The organism is Flagellimonas sp. 2504JD4-2 (assembly GCF_053642935.1).
Genome location: NZ_JBSIOV010000002.1, coordinates 192,317 through 219,262 on the forward strand (window position 1 = coordinate 192,317; position 26,946 = coordinate 219,262).

At 40.7% G+C, this 26,946-nt stretch carries 27 protein-coding genes; 16 read left to right on the forward strand and 11 right to left on the reverse strand.

Features of this window, described 5'->3' with window-relative positions; genetic code table 11:
• Nucleotides 1-60 precede the first annotated feature (60 nt).
• The 5 genes from ACULLH_RS07615 (at nt 61) to ACULLH_RS07635 (ending at nt 3,401) form a co-directional block, all read left to right on the forward strand.
• Nucleotides 61-537: a hypothetical protein gene (locus ACULLH_RS07615; protein WP_454088145.1), complete on the forward strand. Its 477-nt coding sequence runs from the start codon at nt 61-63 to the stop codon at nt 535-537.
• Nucleotides 534-785 carry a hypothetical protein gene (locus ACULLH_RS07620; RefSeq protein ID WP_454088146.1) on the forward strand — a complete coding sequence of 84 codons (252 nt, stop codon included), beginning with the start codon at nt 534-536 and terminating at the stop codon, nt 783-785. The genes ACULLH_RS07615 and ACULLH_RS07620 overlap by 4 nt, the downstream gene beginning before the upstream one ends.
• A 24-nt stretch (nt 786-809) precedes the next feature.
• A complete protein-coding gene (locus ACULLH_RS07625; RefSeq protein ID WP_454088147.1) occupies nt 810-1,490 on the forward strand; it encodes a DUF4386 domain-containing protein in 681 nt (226 codons plus the stop codon).
• 85 nt (nt 1,491-1,575) lie between these two features.
• Nucleotides 1,576-2,409, forward strand: coding sequence for a DUF2306 domain-containing protein (locus ACULLH_RS07630; RefSeq protein WP_454088148.1), 834 nt, complete (start codon nt 1,576-1,578; stop codon nt 2,407-2,409).
• A 155-nt stretch (nt 2,410-2,564) separates the two neighbouring features.
• A complete protein-coding gene (locus ACULLH_RS07635) occupies nt 2,565-3,401 on the forward strand; it encodes a hypothetical protein (protein ID WP_454088149.1) in 837 nt (278 codons plus the stop codon).
• An 8-nt stretch (nt 3,402-3,409) separates the two neighbouring features.
• Here ACULLH_RS07635 and carB read toward each other — a convergent pair whose 3' ends face one another.
• Entirely contained in the window at nt 3,410-6,262 is a 2,853-nt protein-coding gene (carB, locus tag ACULLH_RS07640; protein WP_454088150.1) for a carbamoyl-phosphate synthase large subunit, read from the reverse strand.
• A gap of 101 nt (nt 6,263-6,363) precedes the next feature.
• On the reverse strand, nt 6,364-6,522 hold the full coding sequence (gene rpmH, locus ACULLH_RS07645) for a 50S ribosomal protein L34 (RefSeq protein WP_073176261.1): 159 nt from the start codon (nt 6,520-6,522) through the stop codon (nt 6,364-6,366).
• A gap of 170 nt (nt 6,523-6,692) precedes the next feature.
• Here rpmH and ACULLH_RS07650 point away from each other — a divergent pair, with 170 nt between their 5' ends.
• Nucleotides 6,693-7,208 (forward strand): DUF2892 domain-containing protein, encoded by a 516-nt coding sequence (locus ACULLH_RS07650; protein ID WP_454088151.1) that lies wholly within the window; start codon nt 6,693-6,695, stop codon nt 7,206-7,208.
• A gap of 13 nt (nt 7,209-7,221) precedes the next feature.
• On the opposite strand, the gene ACULLH_RS07655 is transcribed toward ACULLH_RS07650, so the two are convergent.
• The gene (locus ACULLH_RS07655; RefSeq protein ID WP_454088152.1) at nt 7,222-8,181 is read right to left on the reverse strand and encodes a lytic transglycosylase domain-containing protein; all 960 of its coding nucleotides are present in this window, start codon (nt 8,179-8,181) and stop codon (nt 7,222-7,224) included.
• Nucleotides 8,182-8,226: 45 nt separating this feature from the next.
• Nucleotides 8,227-8,892, reverse strand: a complete 666-nt coding sequence (locus tag ACULLH_RS07660) for an alpha/beta fold hydrolase (RefSeq protein ID WP_454088153.1) — start codon at nt 8,890-8,892, stop codon at nt 8,227-8,229.
• Nucleotides 8,893-9,041: 149 nt separating this feature from the next.
• Between ACULLH_RS07660 and ACULLH_RS07665 the strand changes: the two genes are divergently transcribed.
• The gene (locus tag ACULLH_RS07665; RefSeq protein ID WP_454088154.1) at nt 9,042-9,335 is read left to right on the forward strand and encodes a GNAT family N-acetyltransferase; all 294 of its coding nucleotides are present in this window, start codon (nt 9,042-9,044) and stop codon (nt 9,333-9,335) included.
• Nucleotides 9,336-9,382: 47 nt separating this feature from the next.
• On the opposite strand, the gene mtaB is transcribed toward ACULLH_RS07665, so the two are convergent.
• The 5 genes from mtaB to ACULLH_RS07690 all read right to left on the reverse strand — a co-directional run bounded on the left by mtaB (nt 9,383) and on the right by ACULLH_RS07690 (nt 14,310).
• Complete coding sequence (gene mtaB / locus ACULLH_RS07670) at nt 9,383-10,711, reverse strand: tRNA (N(6)-L-threonylcarbamoyladenosine(37)-C(2))-methylthiotransferase MtaB (protein ID WP_454088155.1); 1,329 nt, start codon at nt 10,709-10,711, stop codon at nt 9,383-9,385.
• Between the two features lie 159 nt (nt 10,712-10,870).
• On the reverse strand, nt 10,871-11,341 hold the full coding sequence (locus tag ACULLH_RS07675; protein WP_454088156.1) for a YybH family protein: 471 nt from the start codon (nt 11,339-11,341) through the stop codon (nt 10,871-10,873).
• A gap of 153 nt (nt 11,342-11,494) precedes the next feature.
• Complete coding sequence (locus ACULLH_RS07680; RefSeq protein WP_454088157.1) at nt 11,495-12,610, reverse strand: anion permease; 1,116 nt, start codon at nt 12,608-12,610, stop codon at nt 11,495-11,497.
• A 178-nt stretch (nt 12,611-12,788) separates the two neighbouring features.
• Nucleotides 12,789-13,961 carry a GlmU family protein gene (locus ACULLH_RS07685; RefSeq protein WP_454088158.1) on the reverse strand — a complete coding sequence of 391 codons (1,173 nt, stop codon included), beginning with the start codon at nt 13,959-13,961 and terminating at the stop codon, nt 12,789-12,791.
• Between the two features lie 79 nt (nt 13,962-14,040).
• On the reverse strand, nt 14,041-14,310 hold the full coding sequence (locus tag ACULLH_RS07690) for a type B 50S ribosomal protein L31 (RefSeq protein ID WP_452127339.1): 270 nt from the start codon (nt 14,308-14,310) through the stop codon (nt 14,041-14,043).
• Nucleotides 14,311-14,473: 163 nt separating this feature from the next.
• Between ACULLH_RS07690 and ACULLH_RS07695 the strand changes: the two genes are divergently transcribed.
• Nucleotides 14,474-14,992 (forward strand): DUF4199 domain-containing protein, encoded by a 519-nt coding sequence (locus tag ACULLH_RS07695; protein WP_454088159.1) that lies wholly within the window; start codon nt 14,474-14,476, stop codon nt 14,990-14,992.
• A 42-nt stretch (nt 14,993-15,034) separates the two neighbouring features.
• Nucleotides 15,035-15,982, forward strand: coding sequence for a glycosyltransferase family 2 protein (locus ACULLH_RS07700; protein WP_454088160.1), 948 nt, complete (start codon nt 15,035-15,037; stop codon nt 15,980-15,982).
• Here ACULLH_RS07700 and ACULLH_RS07705 read toward each other — a convergent pair.
• Complete coding sequence (locus ACULLH_RS07705) at nt 15,979-18,618, reverse strand: T9SS type B sorting domain-containing protein (protein WP_454088161.1); 2,640 nt, start codon at nt 18,616-18,618, stop codon at nt 15,979-15,981. The genes ACULLH_RS07700 and ACULLH_RS07705 overlap by 4 nt on opposite strands.
• 160 nt (nt 18,619-18,778) lie before the next feature.
• Between ACULLH_RS07705 and ACULLH_RS07710 the strand changes: the two genes are divergently transcribed.
• The 6 genes from ACULLH_RS07710 (at nt 18,779) to ACULLH_RS07735 (ending at nt 24,396) form a co-directional block, all read left to right on the forward strand.
• A complete protein-coding gene (locus ACULLH_RS07710) occupies nt 18,779-20,485 on the forward strand; it encodes a phospho-sugar mutase (RefSeq protein WP_454088162.1) in 1,707 nt (568 codons plus the stop codon).
• Nucleotides 20,486-20,489: 4 nt separating this feature from the next.
• The gene (locus tag ACULLH_RS07715; protein ID WP_454088163.1) at nt 20,490-22,322 is read left to right on the forward strand and encodes an ABC transporter ATP-binding protein; all 1,833 of its coding nucleotides are present in this window, start codon (nt 20,490-20,492) and stop codon (nt 22,320-22,322) included.
• A 74-nt stretch (nt 22,323-22,396) separates the two neighbouring features.
• Nucleotides 22,397-22,939 (forward strand): RNA polymerase sigma factor, encoded by a 543-nt coding sequence (locus ACULLH_RS07720; RefSeq protein WP_454088164.1) that lies wholly within the window; start codon nt 22,397-22,399, stop codon nt 22,937-22,939.
• A 34-nt stretch (nt 22,940-22,973) separates the two neighbouring features.
• Nucleotides 22,974-23,504, forward strand: a complete 531-nt coding sequence (locus tag ACULLH_RS07725) for a hypothetical protein (RefSeq protein WP_454088165.1) — start codon at nt 22,974-22,976, stop codon at nt 23,502-23,504.
• Nucleotides 23,497-23,937, forward strand: coding sequence for a hypothetical protein (locus tag ACULLH_RS07730; RefSeq protein WP_454088166.1), 441 nt, complete (start codon nt 23,497-23,499; stop codon nt 23,935-23,937). Before ACULLH_RS07725 ends, ACULLH_RS07730 begins: the two co-directional genes overlap by 8 nt.
• A gap of 108 nt (nt 23,938-24,045) precedes the next feature.
• Nucleotides 24,046-24,396, forward strand: a complete 351-nt coding sequence (locus ACULLH_RS07735; protein ID WP_454088167.1) for a DUF6515 family protein — start codon at nt 24,046-24,048, stop codon at nt 24,394-24,396.
• A gap of 51 nt (nt 24,397-24,447) precedes the next feature.
• On the opposite strand, the gene ACULLH_RS07740 is transcribed toward ACULLH_RS07735, so the two are convergent.
• On the reverse strand, nt 24,448-25,476 hold the full coding sequence (locus tag ACULLH_RS07740; protein ID WP_454088168.1) for a WD40/YVTN/BNR-like repeat-containing protein: 1,029 nt from the start codon (nt 25,474-25,476) through the stop codon (nt 24,448-24,450).
• 74 nt (nt 25,477-25,550) lie between these two features.
• On the opposite strand from ACULLH_RS07740, the gene ACULLH_RS07745 reads away from it, so the two are divergent.
• Complete coding sequence (locus tag ACULLH_RS07745; protein ID WP_454088169.1) at nt 25,551-26,762, forward strand: RsmB/NOP family class I SAM-dependent RNA methyltransferase; 1,212 nt, start codon at nt 25,551-25,553, stop codon at nt 26,760-26,762.
• The last annotated feature ends 184 nt before the right edge of the window (nt 26,763-26,946 follow it).

The following is a 26,946-nucleotide window of genomic DNA, read 5'->3' on the forward strand; positions in this document are numbered from 1 at the left end:
TCAATCATCAATCAATCATCAATCATCAATCATCAATCATCAATCAAAAAACGAACAATCATGGAAACAGAGAATATAAATCATGCTCGCCATAAGGTAGAACGACCGCCTCTTTTTAGATTATTGCTAATGAGGGCACTTTACTTACTGACATTTATCGGATTGGCATATGAAGCTTGGGAATACCTTTTATTTCCAGACGAACCGCTTGACTATATTACCGGCATAACATTTAGTTTTTGGGCCACATATGCCACTTTAATGGGATTGGGGGTCCGATACCCGTTGAAAATGTTACCCTTGATTTTTCTACAACTGGCCTATAAGGCCACCTGGGCGATAACAGTATACCTTCCCATGAAATCTGCTGGTACCATAACCCCCGACGCAGAATCATTTTATTGGATCTGTGTTACCGCAGTAATCATTGATATAATTGTCATACCGTGGAAGTACGTTCTCGATCATTACGTCAAACCTTTTTTTAGTAAAGCAGCCATTCTGTCTGATTACCAATCGAAAAAAGAGAAGGTATGAATTCTAATATCCATAAGAAAGGCAGGAATGTCATATTTCCGCTTTTAGCCGCAGCGCTTGTAGCTGTGTTTACCGTTTCAGTTCTCATAGTCAATCGCAATCAACGCCAAAAGAAAGAAGCCGAAATAGTATTCATTGAAACCAGGAAAGCTATAGAGTTATTATCAATCCATCTGGACAAAGGATTGGAAAAAATGGCCCACTTAAACCAGTTTGAAAGAACTGTGCAAAAAATATACATTCATTAATCATCAATCAAAAAACGAACAATCATGGAAACAAATCAAAAAACCGGAAGGATCATTGGCTTTTTATTGCTTTTGATCATGTTAGCAGGAATTCCCTCCGTCATGTTTAGAGGGTTATCCATTTCACTGGTCAATTCACCTGATTTTTTACATCACATCTTTGAAAATGCCATGGAAATGCGGGTCGCAGTGCTATTGGATTTAATTGTTTGCGCGTTATGGGTTGCTGTAGCGACAATAGTATTCTCACTAATCAAAAAAATCAATAGCAGATTGGCTTTAGCTTACTTCGGAATCTGGATGGCCTATTTGGCAATCATCGTCTTTAGTAACATAAGTCATTTATCCCTACTATCCCTTAGTCAGGAGTTTGTAGCAGCTGAAACACCCAACATGGAGTACTTTTCCATAGCGGGTCGCCTCAAGATAGAGGACTATTTTTGGGCGCACTTTTTCGCAATCATGTTCTATGCTTCCGCAGCTTTTATGTTTTATTACTTTTTGTTTAGAACCAAGCTGGTCCCAAGGCTCTTATCCGTTTGGGGCATGATAGCTATCTCCATAGTTTTTGTGGCTTGCTGGCTGAACATCTTTGACCTGCATGTGAGCTTCAGCTTTTTTAGCCAAAATGGACTCCATATGATCGTGTTAATGGGATGGCTTATTGCTAAAGGATTCTCGTCAAGCAAAATTTCCGCAGCTTAAATCAGTTGGCAGTTAGCAGTTATCAATTATCAGTTGTCAATTATCAGTTATCCGTTATCAGTTATCAATCAAAAAATGAACAATTATGATTTCTAATTCTAAAACCATATCCCCTACCCTTACCCATAAAAAGTGGCCTAAATCCCTGTTGAATTTCTCAGTCCAATTCTGGTTTGTCACTGCCGTATTGGGCCAATGGATCTTTGCCTTCTATGTTGCCGCATTTTATGGCGGAGCTGCCATGGACGGTGACTTTATGCGATGGAACAGAGTGTTGCCACACGGTTATGTGGAAGGTGAAACCATCGGGAACCTAGCAGTGGCCATTCATTTGCTTTTTGCAGTAATTGTAATGGTTGGCGGTCCGATACAATTTGTACCTCAATTGAGGAACTATGCACCTAAATTCCATAGATGGAACGGAAGATTCTATCTGAGTGCCGCTGTCTTGATCAGTTTAAGCGGAATTTACATGGTGATTACCAAAGGAACTATTTCGGGCCTTATTGGCGACATCAGTGTAAGTTTAAATGGGGTCCTAATTTTGACTTTCGCCTATTTAGCCATACAAAATGCGGTAAAACGAAAATTTGATGCCCACCGTAAATGGGCGCTACGCTTATTTCTGGTTATGGCCGGTGTCTGGTTTTTCAGAGTGGGATTAATGTTTTGGCTATTCATCAATGGCGGTCCTGTTGGCTTCGACCCCGAAACATTTCGAGGCCCTTTTCTAGTTTTTCTAGGGTTTGGCCAATACATTATTCCGTTGCTGATCGTGGAGCTTTATTTTATGGCCCAACGTAAAAAACAAATGGCACCAAAATTACTGGCCTCAATTACCCTATTGGTATTTACGGTTATTACGGCTCTGGGTACTTTTGCCGCCACCATGGGTATGTGGCTGCCAAGAATTAGCTAACCGTCAACTTATAACTAGGTTATCCAACCTTAAATGCAACGGAGTGAAGCATACTGTGCCACTAGGCATAAGCTTCACTCCGTTTTTTTTTCTTTTCGATGAACGGTATACGCTGACATTCCTTATTTCGTTATATATCAGAAAATTACCTACTTATGAAAAGGATATCCCATTTTACATTTTCAGTGTTTTTGTTTTTGTTTTTTGCCTGTTCTTCGGATTCGGTAGAACCATTTTTATCGGATGATGACACCAATGGGCAGTCCCAAGAAGATTCGGAAGATACCTCTGATACAGATGATGGAACGGATACTGATTGGATTACCGAAAATTTTGATGGCACAGGTCCTCTGGTCGACTTTGTCACCAACAATGAGACTTCTTTACCTGATGTAGAGAGAAACAACGGAAGATACAGGGCCGAACTCACCGATAACACCAATAATATTACCCTGCATTTTAATGATGAGCAAGGTAGATTGGATGCCAAATCGGTTACCTTTCCTTTTGAGTTTATCGCCAGAAACATCGGAATCGGTACTTTGAATGATTCCCAAACGGCTCCAACCCCTGAAAATTCCCTTTATATTTTTGCTGGGGTCCAAGTGCACGTAGCAACCTTGGATTCATTTAATTCAGCGCATGTGGTCGTGGGACATCGTGGTAATACCTACTTTACCATAGAGGGCAAAAATACGGTCAATGGCGACTCTTCTGTCAATGACATCGGGGCAAACACCGTACCTGATGGCAGAGCCGACATAAGAATAGTTGGAAATCAAGATCGAACCATAACTGTGTACTGGCAATTACCGAATTTAGACTTTGCCACAACTGCCGATGATTGGCAATTGTACAATGAAACCGGTAGTTTACCTGGCACTGCTCCCGAGTTTGAAGCAACAGTTTATGTTGGCTTGATTACCTATGCCTATGGCTCCAATGGAATTCCCTTTGTTGGCACCTGCGATGCCCTGCAAATAGCTGATTGAGAAAGTATCTACTTGCTCAAGTACATTTTCCTGCGGGAATATAGGTTATAAAAGTCATCATCCTTAAGGCTGTCGATGAACAAAATACTTTCCCCGGTACTCTTCATTTCCGGGCCAAGGTTTTTGTTGACATTCGGAAACTTATTGAATGAGAATACCGGCTGTTTTATAGCGTATCCGTCCAAGTGTGGCTTAAAGTCAAAATCCTTGATTTTCTTTTCCCCGAGCATCACTTTTGTGGCATAATTCACATACGGTTCACCATAAGCTTTCGCGATAAAGGGAACCGTTCTTGATGCTCTTGGGTTAGCCTCAATGATGTATACAATGTCATCCTTGATTGCGAACTGAATGTTGATCAGGCCTACGGTATTCAATGCCAAGGCGATTTTTTTCGTGTGGTCCTTGATCTGCTGCATTACGAATTCTCCCAGATTAAATGGCGGTAAGGTAGCATTGGAATCTCCGGAATGGATTCCACAAGGTTCGATGTGCTCCATAATTCCGATGATATATACCTCTTCCCCATCACAAATTGCATCGGCCTCGGCTTCAATGGCGCCATCTAGGTAATGATCTAACAACAATTTGTTGTTCGGGATACTTCTTAGCAGATCCACTACATGCGCTTCCAATTCATCTCTATTGATCACAATTTTCATTCCCTGACCTCCCAACACATAGGATGGTCTTACCAATAGTGGGAAGCTAAGCTCATCAGAAAGTGCCAAAGCTTCATCTGCCGTCTCTGCTACACCAAATCTTGGGTAAGGAATGTTGTTATCTTTCAAAAGTGTTGAAAAACTTCCTCTGTCTTCAGCCAAATCCAAGGACTCAAAGCTGGTTCCTATGATATTGATACCATATTTATCCAGTTTTTCAGCCAGTTTCAGGGCAGTTTGTCCACCCAGCTGTACGATTACGCCTTCAGGCTTTTCATGACGTATAATATCATAGATATGTTCCCAAAAAACGGGTTCAAAATATAATTTGTCTGCGGTATCAAAATCCGTGGATACCGTCTCCGGATTGCAGTTGATCATAATGGTCTCATAATCACATTCTGCCGCCGCCAAGACTCCATGCACACAACAGTAGTCAAACTCTATCCCCTGTCCTATTCGGTTTGGTCCGGAACCTAGAACAACAATTTTCCTTCTCTCCGTGACTTCGCTATCGTTGGCCACATATCGATTTCCATCCGCTGTTTCAATCTCCTCTTCAAAAGTAGAATAGTAATATGGCGTCATCGCCTTAAACTCGGCGGCACAGGTATCCACCAACTTGTATACTCGATTAATTCCAAGTGCCGTACGTTTTTTATGCACTTCACTTTCGTAGCAATCCAGCATATGTGCTATCTGTCTGTCTGCAAATCCTTTTTGTTTTGCTTCCAATAGCAAGGATTTGGTCAAACTCTCCACCGTATATTTTGAAATTTCTTTCTCCAAGAAATGTAATTCTTCATATTGTTTTAAGAACCACATGTCAATTTTGGTAATATCATAGATGGTTGACAATGGAATTCCCAGTTGTATGGCATCATATAACACAAATACCCTATCCCAACTTGGCACCTTGAGCTTGTGAATGATAGTGTCATAGTCTTTGTATCCTTTTCCATCCGCACCTAAGCCATTTCGCTTAATTTCAAGGGATTGCGTGGCTTTATGGAGTGCTTCTTGAAACGAACGACCTATACCCATAACTTCTCCAACAGCCTTCATTTGTAATCCCAAGGTTCTGTCTGAACCTTCAAACTTATCAAAGTTCCAACGTGGAATTTTCACGATGACATAATCAATTGTGGGTTCAAAAAGAGCTGAAGTAGACTTGGTAATCTGGTTCTCAAGTTCGTCCAGAGTGTACCCGATGGCAAGCTTGGCAGCTACTTTGGCAATTGGATATCCCGTAGCCTTCGAAGCCAGTGCAGAGGATCTAGATACCCTTGGGTTGATTTCAATGGCAATAATATCCTCTTTTTCATCTGGACTAACAGCAAACTGTACATTACACCCTCCTGCAAAGTCGCCTATGCTCCGCATCATGTGTATCGCCATATCCCGCATGCGTTGGAATGTGCGGTCGGAAAGTGTCATTGCCGGAGCAACGGTAATGGAATCCCCAGTATGGATTCCCATAGGATCCATATTCTCAATGGTACAGATAATAACTACGTTGTCATTCTTATCACGAAGCAGTTCCAATTCGTATTCCTTCCACCCCATCAGTGCCTTGTCAATCATTACCTCGTGAATCGGAGATACTTCAAGAGCATGGCTCAACTGATTGTCAAATTTTTCAGGTTCATACACTATGGAAGCTCCCGCACCTCCCAAGGTAAATGAAGCCCTGATCACCAACGGAAAACCAAATTCTTGGGCAATTTCTTTTCCTTTGAGGAAAGATGTTGCAGCTGCCTGCGGTGGCATTCCAATACCGATTTTGAGCATCAACTCCCTGAACTTCTCCCTATCTTCGGTAATGTTGATGGCATCAATATCCACACCTATGATTTCCACGCCAAAATCTTCCCAAATGCCTTTTTCATCCGCCTCAATACATAAATTCAGGGCTGTTTGTCCACCCATAGTGGGTAATACAGCATCTATATTGGGGTGATTCTTTAAAATCTCAATGATTGATTTAGTATTCAGCGGTCTTAGGTATACATGGTCCGCCATGGTAGGATCGGTCATGATCGTCGCTGGATTGCTGTTGATCAAGATGGTTTCAATCCCATCTTCGCGCAAAGAGCGAAGCGCTTGGGAACCAGAATAATCAAACTCACATGCCTGGCCAATAATGATTGGACCAGAACCAATAATCAAAATGGATTTTAAATCTTTTCTTTTAGGCATTTTTTTGTGTTACTCGTTTACAAAATTTTTCAAAATTAGGTCAAAAAAAAGGTGCTAATCTTGAAAAAGTAGCACCTTTATTAAAAAGTTATTTACAGTCATTATTTCTTATGACGGGGTTCTGATGAAACAGATATTTTTTTTCTTCCCTTGGCTCTTCGGCGAGCAAGAACTTTTCTACCATTGGCAGTTGCCATGCGCTCTCTAAAACCATGCTTGTTTCTTCTCTTCCTCTTTGAGGGCTGGTACGTTCTTTTCATTTCGGAACTATTTTAATGGATTTTGTTGATGGGGAGCAATCGCTACCCGAAAAATTCTGGGCGCAAATATACGAAGAGTTTTTACTTTGACAAGTGCAAAAAGAAAATATTTAAAATTGTTTTTAGTACTTTTGCCTCCTCTTGAAACTGACTCAAAATTCGAACAAAATATGTTCCATAAAAATATAAAATTAGTCATTGCCGCCTTGATTGTTGGCTATTCTGGGTATCAATTTGTAGAAGGTTATATTGGTAATGGTATTGCCCTGATTTTCCTTTCCCTGGTATTTATTTTTCTGTATTTCAGAAATGAACTTATCCTTTTGGCCTTCTTACGAATGCGGAAGCAGGATATGGAAGGTACTCAAAAATGGTTGTCCAAAATTAAAAACCCGGAAGCTGCACTGATCAAGAAGCAACAGGGGTATTACAACTACCTACATGGTATTATCTATTCACAAAAAAATCTAACCCAGGCTGAAAAATTCTTTAAAAAGGCGCTAAAATTAGGGTTGACCATGGATTACGATGTGGCCATGGCCAAATTGAGTCTTGCGGGCATTGCCATGCAAAAGAGAAGAAAGCGTGAAGCCACAACCTTATTGCAAGAAGCCAAGAAGTTGGACAAGAACAATATGCTTACCGAGCAAATCAGAATGATGCAGCAGCAGATGAAGAAAATTTAATTTCTCTCTGCGACTACTGCCCAGTACCTGTAATTCTGTAGTAACCCTTGTTGGGAATCTCAATTACATACTTCTTCCGTGAAGCATTGTTCAAATGTGGCTCTCGTAACCAGGGGTTATGCCTTTTTAAAACCTTATAATTGATTTCGTAGAGTTTGGCAAAATCTGCCCAGCTGGTTACAGCAGTATCTACTTGTACCTGAAAAGTAGGCACCGTATTGTAAAAATCTGCTTTCTCTACATCAAAACCATATTTACCGGGATTCGAAAGAATTTCTTTAAGCGCCAAGATTCGGAATACGTAGCGACCTGTTTCTTGACCCAATAAAAGGTCATAATAGTCGTCAACCTTTTGTATTCTCATGTATTTCTGAACCCCGGCTGGACCTGCATTATAAGATGCGGCCGTAAGCGTCCAGGTTCCAAATCGTTTTTTCCATTTATTAATGTATTCACAAGCCGCCTGGGTAGATTTTTCAATATGGTATCGCTCATCGACATTGGAATTTACTTCCAACCCATATTCCCTTCCAGTTGCTTTCATAAAATGCCACATTCCGGCTGCACCTTTTGGAGAAGCCACGTCAATTAGTGCGCTTTCAGCAACCGCTAAATATTTGAAATCATCAGGAATGCCGTTCTTGGCCAAAATAGGCTCTATAATCGGGAAATACTTGTTGGCACGTTTCATCAACAGCAAGGCATTGGACTGCCAATAAGTGTTTACCAAAAACTCACGGTCTACCCTTTCCAAAACTTCAGGGTCATCCACCGGTACCGGTTCTCCGGCAAAGTTTAAATCCTCCGGAATCTCTATGGCACTGATTCTGTAACCATCCGAAACGTTCTTATCATCCTTTATCTCTGCCGTTTTTTTGGGTTGCTCAACTTGATCGGATTGAACAGCAAAAATCAAACTCCCCATCACCGCTACCAATCCTATTCCTGCCAAAATATTCTTTATATACTTCATGCTTGGTTTTTCTATTTCTTTCGTAAAGATATACTATATACAACTCTATTCCCCTAAAATAATTGCGGGAAGACGCTCATTGAACCATTTGGCCCGATGTATGATCATGGTGTGCGTGCCGTTTTTTACGGGCGTGCAATCTTTTATATTTATTATAGGAAAGACCGCATCCTTTTCCCCATGAATGTGCACTAGGTTCTTGGTCGGAGTTGTTGGTTTCCAATTTACAATTTGATCCAAAGACCAATCAATATAATACTTGTCTCGTACAGAAAGGTATTTTTCGTAGAGCTCCAATCTTTTGGTGACGGTCTCCCCGAATGCATATTTCGCCAAGAGTTCAACATTGTTCACCAAGCCAGTGGGCAATAGCTTATGGGCCTTGGTGTATTTTGCAAAAAGCATGCGTTTGGGAAGTTCAGAATTTTGTTTGACACTGGAAACAATGATTACCTTGGAGGTGTCGATATGTTTTGCCATTTCTTGGACCAGCATGCCCCCAAAAGATACACCAAGCAACACAGGGTTCTCATGGTCAATCTTAGAGCACATTTTTTTTGCATAAGCAGAAAGCGTCATTCCTTTGTCTGGAACAAACCATTCCAATCGATGCGTTTCAAAACGTTCGGGCGGTAATTTAATGCCATCAAAAATGGATGGATTTGCAGCCATTCCTGGCATGAGGTAAACTTGGGTTTTATTGTCGGGCATTTCTGTCCTAATATCGATTTGGCTAGGAAATTAGCAATTTTTTGACTAATTTTGTGTCCCTTTTTTGCCACTGCCCCAAATGCATAAGGAAGGAAATCCGTAATTACCGCTTTGGTAATTAGCACCATGTCAAATAAAAACAAAACTATATGACAGAAATCAAAATCAATGACAATAGTTTCTTACGCCAATATGAAACTAGGGTTGATGGGCATTTAGCCAAGATTGAATACTCCTCGCAAGAACGCAAGGTATTTTTAACAAAATTGGTCATTCCTGAAGAAATTACACAAGAAGATTTTAAGGAAACTTTTATCAAAGCAGTTTTGCACGAAATCCAAGAGAAAAACCTAAGGGTTGTTCCTACTAGCCCGCACATTGCAGGTTTTCTAAGAAAAAACAGACAGTATAAAGAGATGCTTCCCGTTGGGATACGTATCTAATTTATATTAAGGTGTAAGTTGAAAAGCCTCTCTTTTGAGAGGTTTTTTTATGCGAATACTTTTTCAGAAACAAACTCAAATCGCACCAATCCATCTTCGTCGATCTCAGTTAGTTTGACTTGGTGCAATTGATTTACCAATTCAGGGTTCCATGGTGCCTTTACCTTTACATAGTTCTCTGTAAAGCCGTGGATATAGCCAGATTTATTCTCTCCTTCAAACAAAACGGTTCTTGTACTTCCCAATTGACTTTCATAAAAGGCCCTTCTTTTCTTAACGGACAAGCCTCGCAACATTTTGCTCCGCTTGCTACGCACATTTTTCGGAACCGGATTTTCCATGGAAGCAGCCAAAGTATTATCTCGTTCTGAATAGGTAAACACATGTAAATAGGAAATATCCAACTCGTTTAGAAAATGATAAGTTTCCAAAAAGTGCTCATCAGTCTCTCCTGGAAAACCTACAATGACATCCACTCCAATACAGGCGTGAGGCATAGCTTGCTTAATTCGCTTTACTCTATCCACATAGAGATTTGAAAGGTATCTTCTGCGCATCAACTTAAGGATTTCGTCACTACCACTTTGCAAGGGAATATGGAAGTGAGGAACAAAAGCATTGCTTTCAGCTACAAAATCAATGGTTTCGTTTTTGAGCAAATTAGGTTCAATGGACGAAATACGAAGTCTTTGGATACCCTCAACATTATCCAAGGCCTTAACCAATTCGAAAAAGGTGTGCTCATGCTTCTTGTTACCGAATTCCCCTTTTCCATAATCGCCAATATTGACTCCTGTCAGCACAATTTCTTTGATATCCTTAGAAGCTATCTCTGCCGCATTCCGTAGCACATTTTCAAGCGTATCGCTTCGTGATATACCCCTGGCCAGTGGAATAGTACAATAGGTGCACTTATAATCACACCCGTCTTGAACTTTTAAAAATGCACGGGTTCGGTCACCAATGGCATAACTGCCCACATAAAAATCGGCGTCCTCTATTTCACAAGAATGCACTTCTCCCCTATCATTTTTGGTCAGATCATTGAGGTAATCCGTAATCTTGAACTTTTCGGTGGCCCCGAGTACCAAATCCACTCCGTCCACAGCGGCCAATTCCTCCGGTTTTAATTGGGCATAACAGCCAACAGCAGCAACAAATGCTTCAGGATTCGCCTTTTGGGCCTGCTTTACAATGGTCTTAAAGCGTTTGTCGGCATTCTCTGTAACCGAACAGGTATTGATTACATAAACATCGGCCTCCTGGGAGAAGTCCACACGCTCAAATTCCTCCTTTTCAAAACTTCTTGCAATCGTCGAAGTTTCGGAAAAGTTGAGCTTGCAACCCAAAGTATAAAAAGCGACCTTTTTGTTCATTGACCTATTCTGAATTTTGGGGTGCAAAGATAGTAATTAGTTGGATGCCAAGGGTAAGGGCGTGAGCTGTGGTTAATCAAATTTTGTAAATCGAAGTTAGTCCATTAAATCCGTTCCATTTATTGAGCAATACAGAAACCCTTTTTTCAAATGATTTACTTACAGCAGTGTATAATGACCATGGATGCATAACCACTTGCCCTCTTCTTTTACAAATATTCTGGTAGACTTCCCTCGAGAAGTAAATGGCTCTCCATTTGTTATCCCTTTATCCCGCCAATAGTAGGTTATCCAAGCTACATCACCTTTTATCGTAATCAATGGATCGTCCATTTCGGTATGTATACCCTCCGAGCTTTTTATCCATTCGGCCACTCCGCTAATTTCTATTTCTTTCCCAATCTTTAAAATAGAATCCATTTCCCCGAACTGGGTAAACTCTGGGTGCACAGAACTTGCATAACGTTCAACATTGCCTTTTTCGATGGCATCCCACATGGACACAAGAGTTGCAGTAATGGCCTGTTTTTCCTGTTCTTCATCTGACGTCACTTTTTCAAGCTTCTTTTGTTCGGACATACAGCTAACGAACACAGGCAACAAGGCAAAAATTACTATGGATGATCTCATGGCAAAGTCTGGTTTTAGATAAGCAATATTCCTGTAAAAGTAAGGAAGCTATCCAAAGTTTGAATATGATTGGATGCAATATTTAGTTCCGCATGAAGATTAGATGTTCAGCGAACAGCCATATCGTGGCTGTTTATCCTTTTGTATGAAGCGCTATGTCAATACCCAATAAACCAACGCACTGAAAAAAGCTGCAATCGGAAGGGTCAATAGCCATGACAGAAGAATGTTCCTAACCGTTTTCACATCTGCTTTTTTAGTGACAGTACCAATGCCAAATATGGACCCTACAGAAACATGCGTAGTCGAAACCGGCATGCCATGAATACTGGCAGTGGTTACTAACAGCCCGGTTATGAGATTGGCCGTAAAACCTTGCCCGTGATTCATAGGGGTTATCTTTTTTGCAACCGTATGACCCACCTTTTTAGCATTCATAAGGCCACCGATGGCCATGGCAAGTGCAACGGCAACCATTCCCCATTCAATGCCAAGGGATTGAATGACCAGCAATAACCCCACAATCTTTGGCGTATCGTTCAATCCTCTTGCAAAACTTACTACACCGGCACTTATGTAATGGGCATAATCCAAAAGTTTCTGTGCTTTGACACCCAAAAAGTTTCCTTGATATCTTTCTTCACTACGTTCGCCCACCGATAACTTGGTCGACTTTTGACTGACAACTCCAACAGCCAATGAATTATCCTTATTTTTAATCTGTGGGGTCAATTTGGTTTCTTCACTTACGTAAACATAGGTCTCCTTGGAAACACCTAACGCTATCCGTAACCTCCTAAAAACAATATAGACCATTAAACTAACCACAGCCGCCATTAAGGGACTCACTATCAAAGGAATTAAAAACGTATTGCCGAGTTTCTCAAAGTTGAAGGCGCTACCCACGGCAACCACGCCGCTACCAAACAGAGCTCCTACTAAAGAATGTGTAGTTGAAATTGGCATACCTATCCTGGTGGCCAAGAAAACTGTAATTCCTGCACCCAAAGCTATTGCAACGGCAAAATTTGGATCTTGAATCAATTCACTAGGCACCAAACCTTTCCCTGAAAAATTTTTGACCAAAGTATCTGCAAGGTATATTGCGGCCACAGACCCTAGAAAGGTTGTTACTGTTGCCCAAGTTATTGCACCTTTATAATTGGTTGTCCCACTTCCGAACAGCGTGGCCACCCCTTTAAAGTTATCATTGGCTCCATTACTATAGGCCAAAAAGCATGCAACAATAAAAAGAACAACGAGAATCATACAAATAGCTTTATAGACTGCACCCCAAACGGATACCGTTCGGATACTTTGGTCAATACTATTTCTCTTGGTCGGTATTTATATGGATACTTACCCAAATGTAGCGGCATGACTTTTATCTAAAGTCAAAAACTCTGAATATTAAGCGACTGAATCGATATAAACCAAGGGGATAAGGTCAATAGTTACGCCACTTTTTGGTTTCTTCAAACACATGCTCCAGAATCTTGGCTTCCTTTTCATCGAATTCCGCACCCCGCCTAGCCATCATCACTTTGGCTGTTTCAAAGGCCTTTTGCGTATGGTATGTTCGAAACCCGGAAGCTCCACCCCAACTAAAACTCGGAATAAAGTTTCTAGGGAATCCGGGGACGTAAATGTTTGAGTTTACTCCAATTACTGTCCCAGTATTGAACATGGTGTTGATGGCCGTTTTACTATGGTCGCCCATCATCAATCCACAAAACTGCAGTCCGGTATGGTCAAATTTTTCGGTATCGTAGTTCCATATTCGAACTTTGGCGTAGTTGTTCTTTAAATTGGAATTGTTGGAGTCCGCCCCGATATTGCACCATTCTCCCAAAACAGAGTTGCCCAAATATCCTTCGTGCCCCTTGCTCGAGTATCCAAAGATGACCGAATTACTAATTTCACCACAGACCTTACCATGCGGTCCAACCGTGGTAGGGCCGTATATTTTAGCGCCCATCTTTACTATAGCCTTCTCGCAAAGTGCCAACGCTCCTCTTATAAGTCCACCTTCCCATATTTCTGAATCTTTTGCCAAGTAAATTGGTCCATCTGTAGCGTTTAAAATGCTATGCTCAACTATGGCGCCTTCTTCCAAAAAGATATTCTCAGGGCGAATCAGTTTGTTGGTATTTGAAATGGGAGCACTTTTGCGTCCTTTGGTGATCAAATCAAAATCAGCTTGCAATGCCTCCCCATTTTTAGAAAATATGTCCCAAGTATAATCCACGGTAAGCAAGGGCTCCTCAAAGTCGATACGTTTGTAACCCGATATATCTTCTTCATTTGGGTTTGAACTACAGTAAGCAACCAATTTATCCTCAAAATAAATAGCTTCATTTTCCTTCAGCGAGAGTATGGATTGCACCAAGTGCTCGGTGGGAAGGAACGATGCAATAATGACAACGTTCTCCCCAGCAACCATCATTGGGTATTTTTCTAATAAATAATCTTCGGTTTTAAAACTTGTTGATGTTTTAAGGTACTTTTCCCATTTTTCGCGAATGGTCAAAATTCCTATTCTAATTTCCGCGACTGGCCTGGTAAACGTAAAGGGCAGCAATGCTTTTCTTTGCGGTCCGTCAGCAAGGATGTAGTTCATGGTCTTGGTTTAATGCTGCAAAAATAAAAAACGCCCCTGATTAATAACCGGAGGCGTCAAATATTGTTGTGAAAGAAGCTTATTCCGCTTTCTTTTCTTCTTTGCTGAACTTTTTATACTTATTCTTGAACTTGTCAATTCTACCAGCGGTATCAACCAATTTGGTCTTACCAGTGTAGTAAGGATGCGAAGTTCTTGAAATTTCCAATTTTACCAAAGGATACTCAACACCGTCAACAGTGATGGTCTCTTTAGCTTCAGCAGTAGACTTTGTGATAAATACGTCATCGTTGGACATATCTTTGAAAGCTACCAATCTATAATTTTCTGGGTGTATACCTTTTCTCATCGTCTTAAATGCTTGATCTCAGAATTTTCGAGGTGCAAATTTAATGATTTATTGGATATTGACAACTTAAAATCATTAAAAAAGAAAAAATCTATTTTTATCTGTAACAAAATAACCAACTGTCTCACTAACAAGCAACAATCAACTCTAAAATTTAGACAAAATGGAAGAAAATCAGCCAAAAACCGGGAAATTTTCCCTGAATTATGGATTAATCCTTGGTGGTATAAGCATTGTCTTTGGGATAATGTTATACACTCAGGACATGCATACTTCGCAGAGTCCTGCTATTATGATAATCGGTATAGTTCTAGCTGCCGTTATAACTTTTTTGGGTATTTCAAATTTCAAGAAGGCCAATGGAGGTTACCTAAGTTTGGGAGAAGCCTTAAAAATTGGAGCTGGGATAGCACTGATATCAGCAATTATCGCAATAGTTTATAATCTAGTGCTAATCAATTATATAGACCCCGATGCACCTTCGAAAATAATGGATGCCCGATTAGGCCCCGCTCTTGAAAGCGGAGAGATTACCCAAGAACAGTTCAATACGCAAAAGGAACAGAGCATTAAGTATTGGTGGATGGGATATCCATTTATTCTTATCATAAATGTTCTTATTGGTCTTGTTTTAGGACTTATATCCGGTTTAATTTTGAAAAAGGCCAAACCTGCCTACTAAACCAAAAAATACTACTTTTGAAGGGAATTCCAGAAATAGACAATGCAGATTTCCGTTGTAATTCCGTTACTTAACGAACAAGAATCGCTCAAAGAACTTCATGATTGGATTGCACAGGTTATGCAATCCAATCATTTTTTATATGAGATAATCTTTATTGATGACGGTAGCACTGATGGTTCTTGGCATACCATTGAAACATTGTCCGATTCCAATAGCAATGTCAAAGGGATTAGGTTTTTAAAGAATTTTGGAAAATCCCAGGCACTGCATGCCGGTTTCAAAGCTGCCCAGGGTGAGGTGGTAATCACTATGGATGCAGATCTGCAGGACAATCCGGAAGAAATACCCGAACTATATAAGCTGGTCACCGAAGAAGGAAACCATATTGTTTCTGGATGGAAGAAGAAACGATACGACTCCATTATTACCAAAAATATCCCCTCAAAGCTTTTTAATTGGGCCGCTAGGAGGACATCGGGACTAAAACTTCACGATTTTAATTGCGGGTTGAAGGCCTATAAAAATGAGGTGATAAAAAGTATTGAAGTGTCTGGTGATATGCACAGGTATATTCCTGTATTGGCCAAAAATGCCGGTTTTTCGAAGATTACCGAGAAAGTGGTACAACATCAAGCCAGAAAATATGGTAACACCAAGTTTGGTGCCGAACGATTCATCAACGGTTTTTTGGACTTGATCACCATCTGGTTTGTATCAAAATTTGGGCGACAACCCATGCATTTGTTCGGAGCTTTGGGTGTGCTCATGTTTATAGTTGGTTTCGGTTTTTCCATCTATTTGGGAGTAGATAAACTTTATATCAACAAAACTGGTAGACTAATAACCGATCGTCCCCAATTTTATATCGCTTTGACCGCAATGCTCATTGGATCACAATTGTTTTTGGCTGGATTTATAGGAGAAATTATTGTTAGAAGTAAAAAAACAAATTTGGGCTATAAAATCCACTCTACCCTCAATCTTTAACGCTTGAGCGTAAAATATCCTGTTATCAAACGCCCTTGTTCCAATTCTAATTTGTACCAATAATCATCAGAAGGCATGGGTTGATTATTAAAATTACCATCCCAACCTTTATCGGCATCGTTAAAAGCCCCCAAGATCTTTCCATAACGGTCAAAGATGCTTATGTTGAAGTTTGGAAAAAAATCATCATTTGGCAAAGTCCAAATATCGTTGAAACCATCATTATTAGGAGTAAAAAAGGGAGGAAGTCCCCCTACAATGACAGTGTCTTCCAAAATGGTACAGCCCAGATCCACCTCTAAATCATATATACCAGGGTTCAATCCAACAAAATGGTTGGATTGCTGAAACGTATTTCCGCCATCCATGGAAAACCGGATGTCTTCCTGTTCATTCTCCATATGGATAACCACCTCATTAGTCTTCTGGAAATCCCTTATTTCTATATTCTGAAGGTTATTCACATCCCTCTCATCTACAAGAAATGTTTGCGAATATTCACACTGGGCGTTGGAAAAGGTAACAGAGTATTCCCCAGTTTGATTTACTTGTAAACTTTGTCCTCCCGTCAATCCTGGAGACCATTCATAATTTACATAACCTTCCGGAGCCATCAAAACTGTTTCCCCATTGCACAGGGAAGCTGTAACGGTGCTTTCAAAATCCGGTACTTGAATAATTTCTATTCCCAATCTTCCGATAAATTCGCATGAATTACCATCCTCAATCCTAAAATAATAGGCCAACTCGTTCAATGGCCCAAAAACTCTTTCTTCCAAAGCCAATTGATTCTGTTCAAGTAACGCATCCTCTTTTGTCCCATAAAGGTAAATTGCATCACTGGTCGGAAAATCCCCTCTCAAAAACTCCCAAGCCAGGGAAGAATCAATCGTAATTGCCAATAAAATTTCCTCACTTGCACAAAAAACAAAATCATCATAGAAGCCCAAATCAGAGAGCGGTTGAACTTCCAACACCACTTCAACTATGGTGAAACATTCCGCATTTTCAAAGGCCCGGGCATAAATCATCTGCCCATTGGTATTATTGGCATATCCAATTGGGTCCAAATGATTGACATTGTTCTGTGCATCCGATAAACTCTCAAAAAATAATCCATTCATATCAGGATTACCATTGGCATACAGGGTTATTGCTTCATTAAGATTGAACAACGATAGACCATCATCAATACCATCGACATCACACTGAACAAGGGTAACCCGACTTTGAGCATTCGGCACTTCCGCAATCTCAACAAATTCCAGAAATGTCTTTGATGGGCCGTTGACAAATGAAACATCTATGGTCACCGTGTATGTGCCAGGTGCTGAAAACACATGGGTTGTGTTCAGTTGCGACGAATAATTTGATGCCCCGGAAGCAGGGTCCCCAAAATCCCATTGTATCGATGCTACATTTTGGCCTGAATCCGTTGTGAAAGTAGTTGTTTCCCCCTCACAAAAGTTTTCGATGGTAACAATGGTCTCAAAAAAAGACTGCACAAAAGGCGGTAAGCCGTATGTTGCGGAACGGGCACCCAAATCCACTCCAAATGCCCTAAAATCACAATCAATACCCCTTAGGTTTGGAGTCCGAATAACCGATAAATTTTCATTTGGTACAGCATGATAGATTTTTTTATCGATGGCAATTTGGAGGTTTCCAGAAATACTTACCCCATCCTCACCAGGAAAGGTCTGTACGATATATTCGGATCCCTGAATATCATTCTGGGTCAAATCAAACTGTGCAATCTCTAGTTCTTTAAGGGAAACCTCACCTCCATCTACAGCTATCCTTTTGCCGCTAGCATAAAGCATGGACGAATCGGAAGAAAACTCAACACCATAGTAGACCCTGTCATCTCCGATGGAAGTCCCATTGCTAACTACCCCAGTAGCCGTATTGAAGTCGAAAAGATAAAGACTTGAGGCAAAGACTGGGCTAAGAATGGTGTGGGCCACTGCAAGTTTTTCTCCATTTGGAGAGATTTTCATGGCTCCTCTTATATTATCCATATTATCAATCAACGGACCTATTCTGGACATTACCGGAGTAGTATTGACACCAGCACCATCCACACGATAGGCATAAAACGAATCTCTATAATGGGTTATTACCCAATAGAAATCACCCGTAGGCCCCAATACTGCTGACACTTTTTCGGAGCTTTGGGGCAATAAATCGAAGTTCTTGGTGGTAACATCTCCCTTGCCACCATCCAATGCCATATTCACTGTGGAGTAGTTAAACCCGTTGGAACCACCCAACATATAAACCAATGCATCGTCCGGGGTAAAAATGTAATAAATGTTGGAGTTGGAAGGGTTAGGGACCACGAGAGCTGATTGAGTGGTGGAAAAACTCCCCCCCAAGCCACCACCATTGGGCATTACCTCATGAAAACGATTCCAAACCGTATTCCCCTCCGTATAAAACAACAGGTTGCCATTGGCATCTGAAAATGTTTCACAACCTTCGGCAGTACGTATTTGACCATCCAAAAGAGGCTGTGGGGTACCTGAATTAAAATCGAGCCCGGCAAAAGTACCAAAATACCAATTTGCCGCTTCTCTTTGCGAATACATATCTGACACAAAGAGGAGCGTTATAATAGCTATCAAAACCCTCATAAGGCAGAAATTTACCAAAAAAACATGATTCGGGATAAAGATCATCGATATACCACTGTTCTTTTTTACAAATGGAATCAAAAACCCTATATTCATGTTGATATTTTCAGACATTCTGATGTAATTTTACAACCTAATTCTAATCTCTAATCACATTTAAATGGTTTCCATTACCTCAAATGCCCAAACTTGGCTTACAGATTTTTTCGATTCAGAAACCAAAAAAGAAGTACAAGACTTAATAGACAACGACCCGGAGGAGCTTAAAGAGCGGTTTTACAAAGACCTTGAGTTCGGGACTGGTGGAATGCGAGGTGTAATGGGCGTTGGGACCAACAGAATCAATAAATATACCCTTGGCAAAAACACACAGGGACTCAGCAATTACCTAAAAAAGACATATTCCGGAGAAGAAATTAAGGTGGTCATCGCTTATGATTGCCGACACAACTCGGACACCTTGGCCAAAACGGTTTCCAAAGTTTTTGCTGCCAATGGTATCAAAGTCTTTCTCTTTTCAGAATTACGGACAACACCGGAATTATCCTTCGCTGTTCGTCATTTAGGCTGTCACGCCGGAATCGTGTTGACCGCTTCGCACAATCCTCCAGAATATAACGGATACAAGGTGTACTGGACTGATGGAGGACAAATTGTACCCCCAGAAGATGGCGAGATCATTGCGGAAATCAACTCGCTTTCGTTTGAAGATATCAGGTTCAATGCCGATGAGAGTCTTATCCAATTAATTGATAAGGATGTGGATGAAGCCTTCTTTGAAGCTTCTGTAGCCAAAGGTAGTTTTGGCGCCAAAGGCAAGGATGATTTTAAAATTGTATTCACTTCGTTGCACGGTACCTCCATCACGGCAATACCAGAAGTGCTGAAACGAGCCGGGTACCACAATGTGACCATCATAGAAGAACAGGCAAAACCCGATGGTGCATTCCCCACGGTTGAATCTCCCAATCCCGAAGAGCCCGAAGCCTTAAAAATGGCCATTAAAAAGGCGGAAGAAATTGGGGCCGACATGGTCGTGGGAACCGATCCAGACAGTGACCGCTTAGGAATAGCTGTTCGGAATTTGGAGGGTGAAATGGAGTTGCTGAACGGTAACCAAACCATGGTGCTAATGACCAAATTCCTGTTGGACCAACATAAGAAAAAAGGATTTCAAGGAAACGAATTCGTGGCCACAACTATAGTTTCTACCCCAATGGTGGAACAGATGGCCAAGACCTATGGTGTGGAATTCAAGACTGCCCTAACAGGATTCAAATGGATTGGTCAAATGATCAAGGATTTTCCAAATTCCACCTTTATCGGAGGAGGTGAAGAAAGTTTTGGTTATATGGTCGGGGATTTTGTCCGTGATAAGGATGCTGTCACCTCTACCCTATTGGCCTGTGAAGTTGCCGCTGATGCCAAAGCAAACGGAAGTTCTTTTTATAAAGAGCTTATCGATAGCTATGTAAGCTTTGGTTTCTACAAGGAACATTTGATCTCCTTGACCAAAAAAGGGATTAGTGGCGCTGAAGAAATCAAGCAAATGCTTATCGACTTCAAAGAAAATCCGGTAGAATCGGTGCAAGGTTCTAAAGTGGTTTGGATAGAGGACTACAATACCTCCATTGCTAAAAATGTCCAGACAGGAGAGGAAAAGATTATCAACTTACCCAAATCCAACGTGTTGATTTATGAAACGGAGGATGGTACCCGAATCGCTGCCAGACCTAGCGGGACAGAACCAAAGGTGAAATTCTACATCACCACAAATACTGCATTGGAGAAAGCTGCAGATTTTAAATCCGTAAATTCGCAGTTGGATACCAAAATTAAAGGAATCCTTTCCGAATTGAATTTGTAGCTGAATGAATTACTTTAAAAAGATTCTCCGATTTGCGGTGCCTTACCGCAAATATGGTTTTCTAAATATCCTATTTAATATCCTCTATTCGATTTTCAATGTATTGTCGATAATTATTTTTATCCCAACCCTTGGAATTCTATTTGGAACTCAAGAGAAAGTTGAAAAAGCCCCAGTTTATGAGGGGATGGGCAACCTTAAAGAGTACCTTGAAGGTTCCCTGAATTACTTTCTAACTGTTAAAGTGGACAACGAAGGTCCTGTTGCTGCATTGGTTTTCATCTGTATTGCCAGTATCGTTATCTTCTTTTTGAAAAACTTCTTCCGCTATGCGGCCATGTATGTGCTTGCCTATCTGAGAACCGGCATGGTCAAGGACATTCAAGATAAGTTATATCTAAAAACCCTCGATTTGCCCTTAGGTTACTTTTCCGAAGCTCGAAAAGGTGATTTGCTGGCTCGGATGACTTCCGATGTAAAAGAAGTAGAAAACTCTATCATCAATTCGTTAGAGGCATTGGCCAGGGAGCCCATTACCATTGTAATTGTGTTGATTTCCATGTTGGCCATTAGCGCCCAACTCACTTTATTTGTTTTCATCTTTCTTCCCATAGCAGGATTTTTGATTTCCATAGTCGGAAAAAAACTAAAGGCTCAATCTCTAGAAGCACAAAAAGAAACAGGGGTGTTTTTATCCTTTATTGAAGAGACTTTAGGAGGGTTAAAAATTATCAAGGGCTTTAATGCCGAGAGTAGATTAACTGAAAAGTTTACCGAATCAACTTCTAGATTCAAAAAAATAATGATTGCTGTATTACAGCGCAAAGGCCTGGCATCTCCATTTAGTGAATTTCTGGGTGTAGCCGTTGTAATCACCGTGCTCTGGTATGGTGGAAGTTTGGTATTGGGTAACCAAAGTACACTTTCACCCCAGGAATTTATGGGCTATATAGGGCTTTTTTATACCATAATAAATCCCGTTAAAGCCATTACAACGGTAAATTACAATATTAAAAAAGGGAATGCGTCCGCTGAACGCATCTTTGATATTTTGGATACCACCAATCCAATTTCTGATGCTGAAAATGCCATCGACAAAACTGGATTAACCTCAAATGTCTCTTTTCAAAACGTTTCATTCAAATATGAGGATGACTACGTTCTGGAGAATTTTAATTTGGAGGTCAAAAAGGGGCATACCGTGGCCTTAGTTGGGCAATCTGGAAGTGGGAAAAGCACCATCGCAAATCTGGCCACCCGCTTTTATGATGTCAATCAAGGTGAAATTTCCATTGATGGCACCAATATCAAGGACATTACCAAAAAATCCTTAAGAGGCTTGATGGGATTGGTGACTCAAGATTCCATTCTGTTCAACGATACGGTAAAAAATAATATTGGTCTGGGAAAAGAAAATGCTTCGGAAGATGAGATCGTAGCAGCAGCCAAGGTGGCCAATGCACATGATTTTATCATGGAACTACCTGAAGGATACAATACCAACATTGGTGACGGTGGAAACAAACTCAGTGGAGGTCAAAAACAACGACTTTCGATTGCAAGGGCAGTGCTCAAGAATCCTCCTATTATGATTCTTGACGAAGCTACCTCGGCTTTGGACACCGAGAGTGAGCGCTTGGTGCAAGACGCGCTTGAAAAAATGATGCAAAATCGCACTTCCATCGTCATTGCGCATCGATTGTCCACTATTCAAAATGCAGATTCCATTGTGGTGCTCAGTAAAGGAAAGATTGTGGAACAAGGCACTCATGAGGAACTGATGAAATCCAAAAAAAGCTACAAAAAATTGGTAGAGATGCAATCTTTTGGCTCCTGATTGATCCCAAAACCAAATAAACCCATTAAACCTTTCGTTACCTTCGTAGTCATAGCACCAAAATGTAGAAACATTTGATTGCTGAGGAAACCTTAGTCAACGAGCTAAAACAAAAAGAAAGCCAAGCACGGGCCTTTGAGGTATTGGTCAATACCTACAAAGAGCGGTTGTATTGGCATATACGAAGGATTGTTTTAAATCATGATGATGCAGATGATGTGTTGCAAAACACATTTATAAAGGTGTATCGCAATATTGAAGGTTTTAAAGGAGACAGTAAGCTATACTCATGGATGTACCGCATAGCTACCAACGAATCACTGACTTTTTTGAAACAGAAATCAAAAAAATTGGGGGTCAGTGATGAAGAACTTAAAACAGCAATGATTGAAAACCTGCAATCCGATGTGTATTTTGAAGGAAGTGAAATCCAGCTAAAATTACAAAAAGCACTGGCTACACTTCCCGACAAACAAAAATTGGTGTTTACCATGAAATACTATCAGGAAATGAAGTATGACGAAATTTCGGAAGTATTGGAAACATCGGTCGGGGCATTAAAAGCTTCGTACCATTTGGCCGTAAAGAAAATTGAAACGTATCTTAAGGCAGATTAAACCTTTATGTGGTCTGACTGTCTAACCAAAAAAGATGGGAAAGGATAAAGAAAATAATTTCAAAACCCCAGAGGGCTATTTTGATAGTTTCCATGATCGACTCATGGATAAAATCAATCAGCAAGAAAGTGGGCAGGAAGCATCGATCATACCAAAATCGGATGGGTTTAGTGTACCCGAAGCGTATTTCGAACAAGTACAAGAAAAAGTCTTATCCAAAATTGACCTTAAAGAACCTCGGGTTATCCAACTAAAATCTTATAAAAACTTCTATTACAGTGCCGCCGCCATAGCAGCAGTGTTCCTTTTGGTTTTTGGGTTGAACTGGAAAACATCCACACCGGTTGCGTTTGAGGATTTGGCCTCTGCGGAGATCGATGCTTATTTGGACAATACAGAACTGGGCTTTAGTTCCTATGAGTTGGCTGAAGTTGTGGCTATCGACGAGCTTACCTTGAACGATGTTTTGGAAAATCAACTTGAAGAGGAGAACATCTTGGAATATTTAGATGAAAATGTAGAGGATATTGAAGATTTAAATTTAGATTACGATGATTATGAATAAAAAGCTACTTATACTGTTGGTTTGTTTCATGGGGACCTCATGGTTTTACGCCCAAGGCCCTGCTAGAAACCGAATTAAGACATTGAAGGTCGCCTTTATAACCGAACGGGTTGGACTCACCTCTAAAGAGGCACAATCGTTTTGGCCAATATACAATGAGTACGAGGAAACTTTGGAAGCCATCCGTAAAAAAGAACGCTTTGAGCTTCGGTCCCAAATATCTATGATTCAGGATTTATCCGATGAAGAGTCTTCATCTCTTTTGGACAAGTTCCTTCTTATCCAAAAAGAAAAACATGCAGCTGAACAAGATTTTATCTCCAAAATCAGGAAAGTTCTTTCACCCAAGAAAACGGTATTGCTGTTAAAGGCGGAAGAAGATTTTAAACGTCGCTTACTTCAACAAATGCGCAAACGAAAAGGTGGAGGATAGTCCTAGTTTCGACGAATTACAGTAAAAAGGAGCCAAAAGGCTCCTTTTTTCATTAAACCTTCTTCCAAAACCAGGGTCAAAGAACTATAAACCATAAAAATCTACGTTATGAAAAGTTTGAAAACAATAGTGTTCGTAATAGCACTTCTAGGTACAATGTTATCCGTAAATGCCCAACGAACAGTAGTCAAGGTATATCCGAAACACGGCACAGTTGTGACCAAAATAACCAAACCCAAGATTGTGGTACACCAAAGGACCAATTTCTACTTTGCCGATGGCGTGTGGTATAAAGCAAGAGGTAAGCGTTATGTAGTCTGCGCCGCTCCAACCGGAATCAAAGTCAGAAGATTGCCAAGAGCAAGAAAAGTGGTTGTGGTCAACGGAAGAAAATTATATAAGTACCGAGGTATTTGGTACAAAAAAACTGGAAGACACTACATAGTAGTAAATGTTTAGTTGGTTAGGTTAGTTGTTAGTCAAAAAAAGAGCGGCAAATGCCGCTCTTTTTTATTTGAATACTAGTTTGGAAATCTTATGCCTTCCTGCTGCATAGGCCACGGAATCGTTTAAAAACCGAATAGTGTAGAACCCTTCATCACTTAGTTTTTGCCAATGGACACCTTGGTCATTGGAGCAAGAAATGCCTGTGAAACCAACGGCTACCATTGTTTGCCCTTGGGCTCCAGGAACAAACTGCACACAACTTTTATAATTGGGTTCCATTCCATCAGCGATCAGTTCCCATGTGCTACCGCCATCCTTGGTAATAATTTTGTTTTTACTGTTTGAGTCGGGGCCGGTATAATCTCCTCCAATGGCAAAGCCCAAATTCTCATCATAAAAATCAATGGAATAAATCCCTTCTGTAGGTTTGTCCTTTACAATCGGTGTTTGGCTTACCTCCCAGGTTTTACCTTTGTCCGCAGAGAAATATATATTTCCCGCCGAGGTGCCAATCCAAGCCTTGTCACCAACGATATCAATATTGGTGTTACTCGCTGCGAATGCTCCTTCACCTTCCAAAGACTTTGGTAATTGTGAACAAGGTAGCTTATCCCAATTTTTGCCACCATCCCTGGTTATAATGATTGAAAGGCAGCCATCCATGGTGTCTCCCACGGCTATTCCTTCCAAATCGTTCCAAAACCTCATGGCATCATAAAAGACATTTTCATCCTCTTCTTTGTAGACCAATTCCATTTTACCCGTATCCCCCGTTTTATACAACAAAGCTGGATTAGCTATCGATAGCATAAAGAAATCCGAATTGGTATGCGCCACGGCCCTAAAGGCGGGCACTATGGTATCGTGCCGCTGAATATTGCTCCTGACCTTATTGGTTCGCACATCAACCGTTCCATAGATACCATCACTGCCTGCAAACGCAAGCGTATTGGCATCTAGGTATTCAATGGCGCGAATGCTAACCGAATCCCGGAAAACAGTTTCAATTGCAACTTGGGAGTACTGAATAGGTTTTTCCTTTGTTGTGCATCCAATAATCAACAATGCTCCGAAAATCAGTCCATATTTCATGTAAAAACAGCTTTGCCCAAATGTAATTGGAATCTTATTAGAAACCATACCTTTGCAATCCTTAAATTTTTGGGATGCGTTTACATAGGAATCTGGTTTTTGCTGTTATTGATGCGCTTCATCTTATCTTCAACGAAAATGAATATGCGGATAAGGTCATTGAAAAAGTACTGCGTTATGATAAACGCTGGGGTGCGCGCGACAGGGGTTTTATTGCTGAAACCACTTATGACATCGTTCGTTGGAAACGTCTCTATGCGGAAATAGCGGAAGTTCATGAACCCTACTCCAGGCCACATTTATTTCGATTGTTTGCTGTTTGGTGCGTGCTTCGGGGCATCAGAATACCAGATTGGAAACAGTTGGAAGGCACTCCAGAACGTCGAATAAAAGGAAGGTTTGATGAGCTTTCAAAGATTCGAAAATTCAGGGAATCCATTCCGGATTGGCTTGATGCATTGGGAGAGCAATCTTTGGGAAATAAACTTTGGACCAAGGAAATTGCAGCGCTGAACAAACAGGCCGAAGTTATTCTGAGGGTAAATACCCTTAAGATTCAAAAAAGACAACTTCAAACTTTGCTTGCCGAGAACGAAATTGAAACCATCGAGATCAAGGGCAGTCCTGATGCATTGAAACTCAAGGAGCGTAAAAACGTTTTTACGACGGAGGCATTTAAAAATGGTTATTTTGAAGTTCAGGATGCTTCGTCCCAGTTGGTAGCCCCATTTTTGGAGGTAAAGCCTGGGCAGCGTGTGGTTGACGCCTGCGCCGGCGCTGGTGGCAAAACCCTTCATTTGGCATCGCAGATGGAAAACAAAGGTCAGCTCATCGCTTTGGATATCTATGAAAGTAAATTGAAAAAACTTAAAAAGCGAACACGGAGAAATGGCGTCCATAATGTGGAAACCCGCGTAATCGATTCCACCAAAATCATCAAAAAACTACATAACAGCGTAGATCGACTTTTACTGGATGCTCCCTGTTCCGGTTTGGGTGTGATCAGACGGAATCCAGACACCAAATGGAAGTTGGAGCCTCAGTTTGTGGACCGTATCATGGGTGTCCAGCAAGATATTCTCCAAAACTATAGTAAAATGGTAAAAAAGGGAGGGCAAATGGTCTATGCAACCTGTTCTATTCTACCTCAAGAAAATACGGAGCAGGTGAAATCCTTTCTCGAATCGGAAAATGGAAAAGGGTTTGAATTGGTCAAAGAGCAAAATGTCTTCGCCTCAGAAAGTGGTTATGATGGTTTTTATATGGCACTTCTAAAAAGACAATGAAACAATCATCAATTTTCAATGGGCAATCGTTGATTCATTCTTACCAAAACCCTATTCACCTCCTATAAACTGCTAAAAAATCTTTTCAATAATAGTCTAAAGAAATTAACCCACTCCCTGTCCTCATCAAATCCCAAATAATACAATAGCGCAATCACAAAGAGGAACGCCAGTGAAAAATACC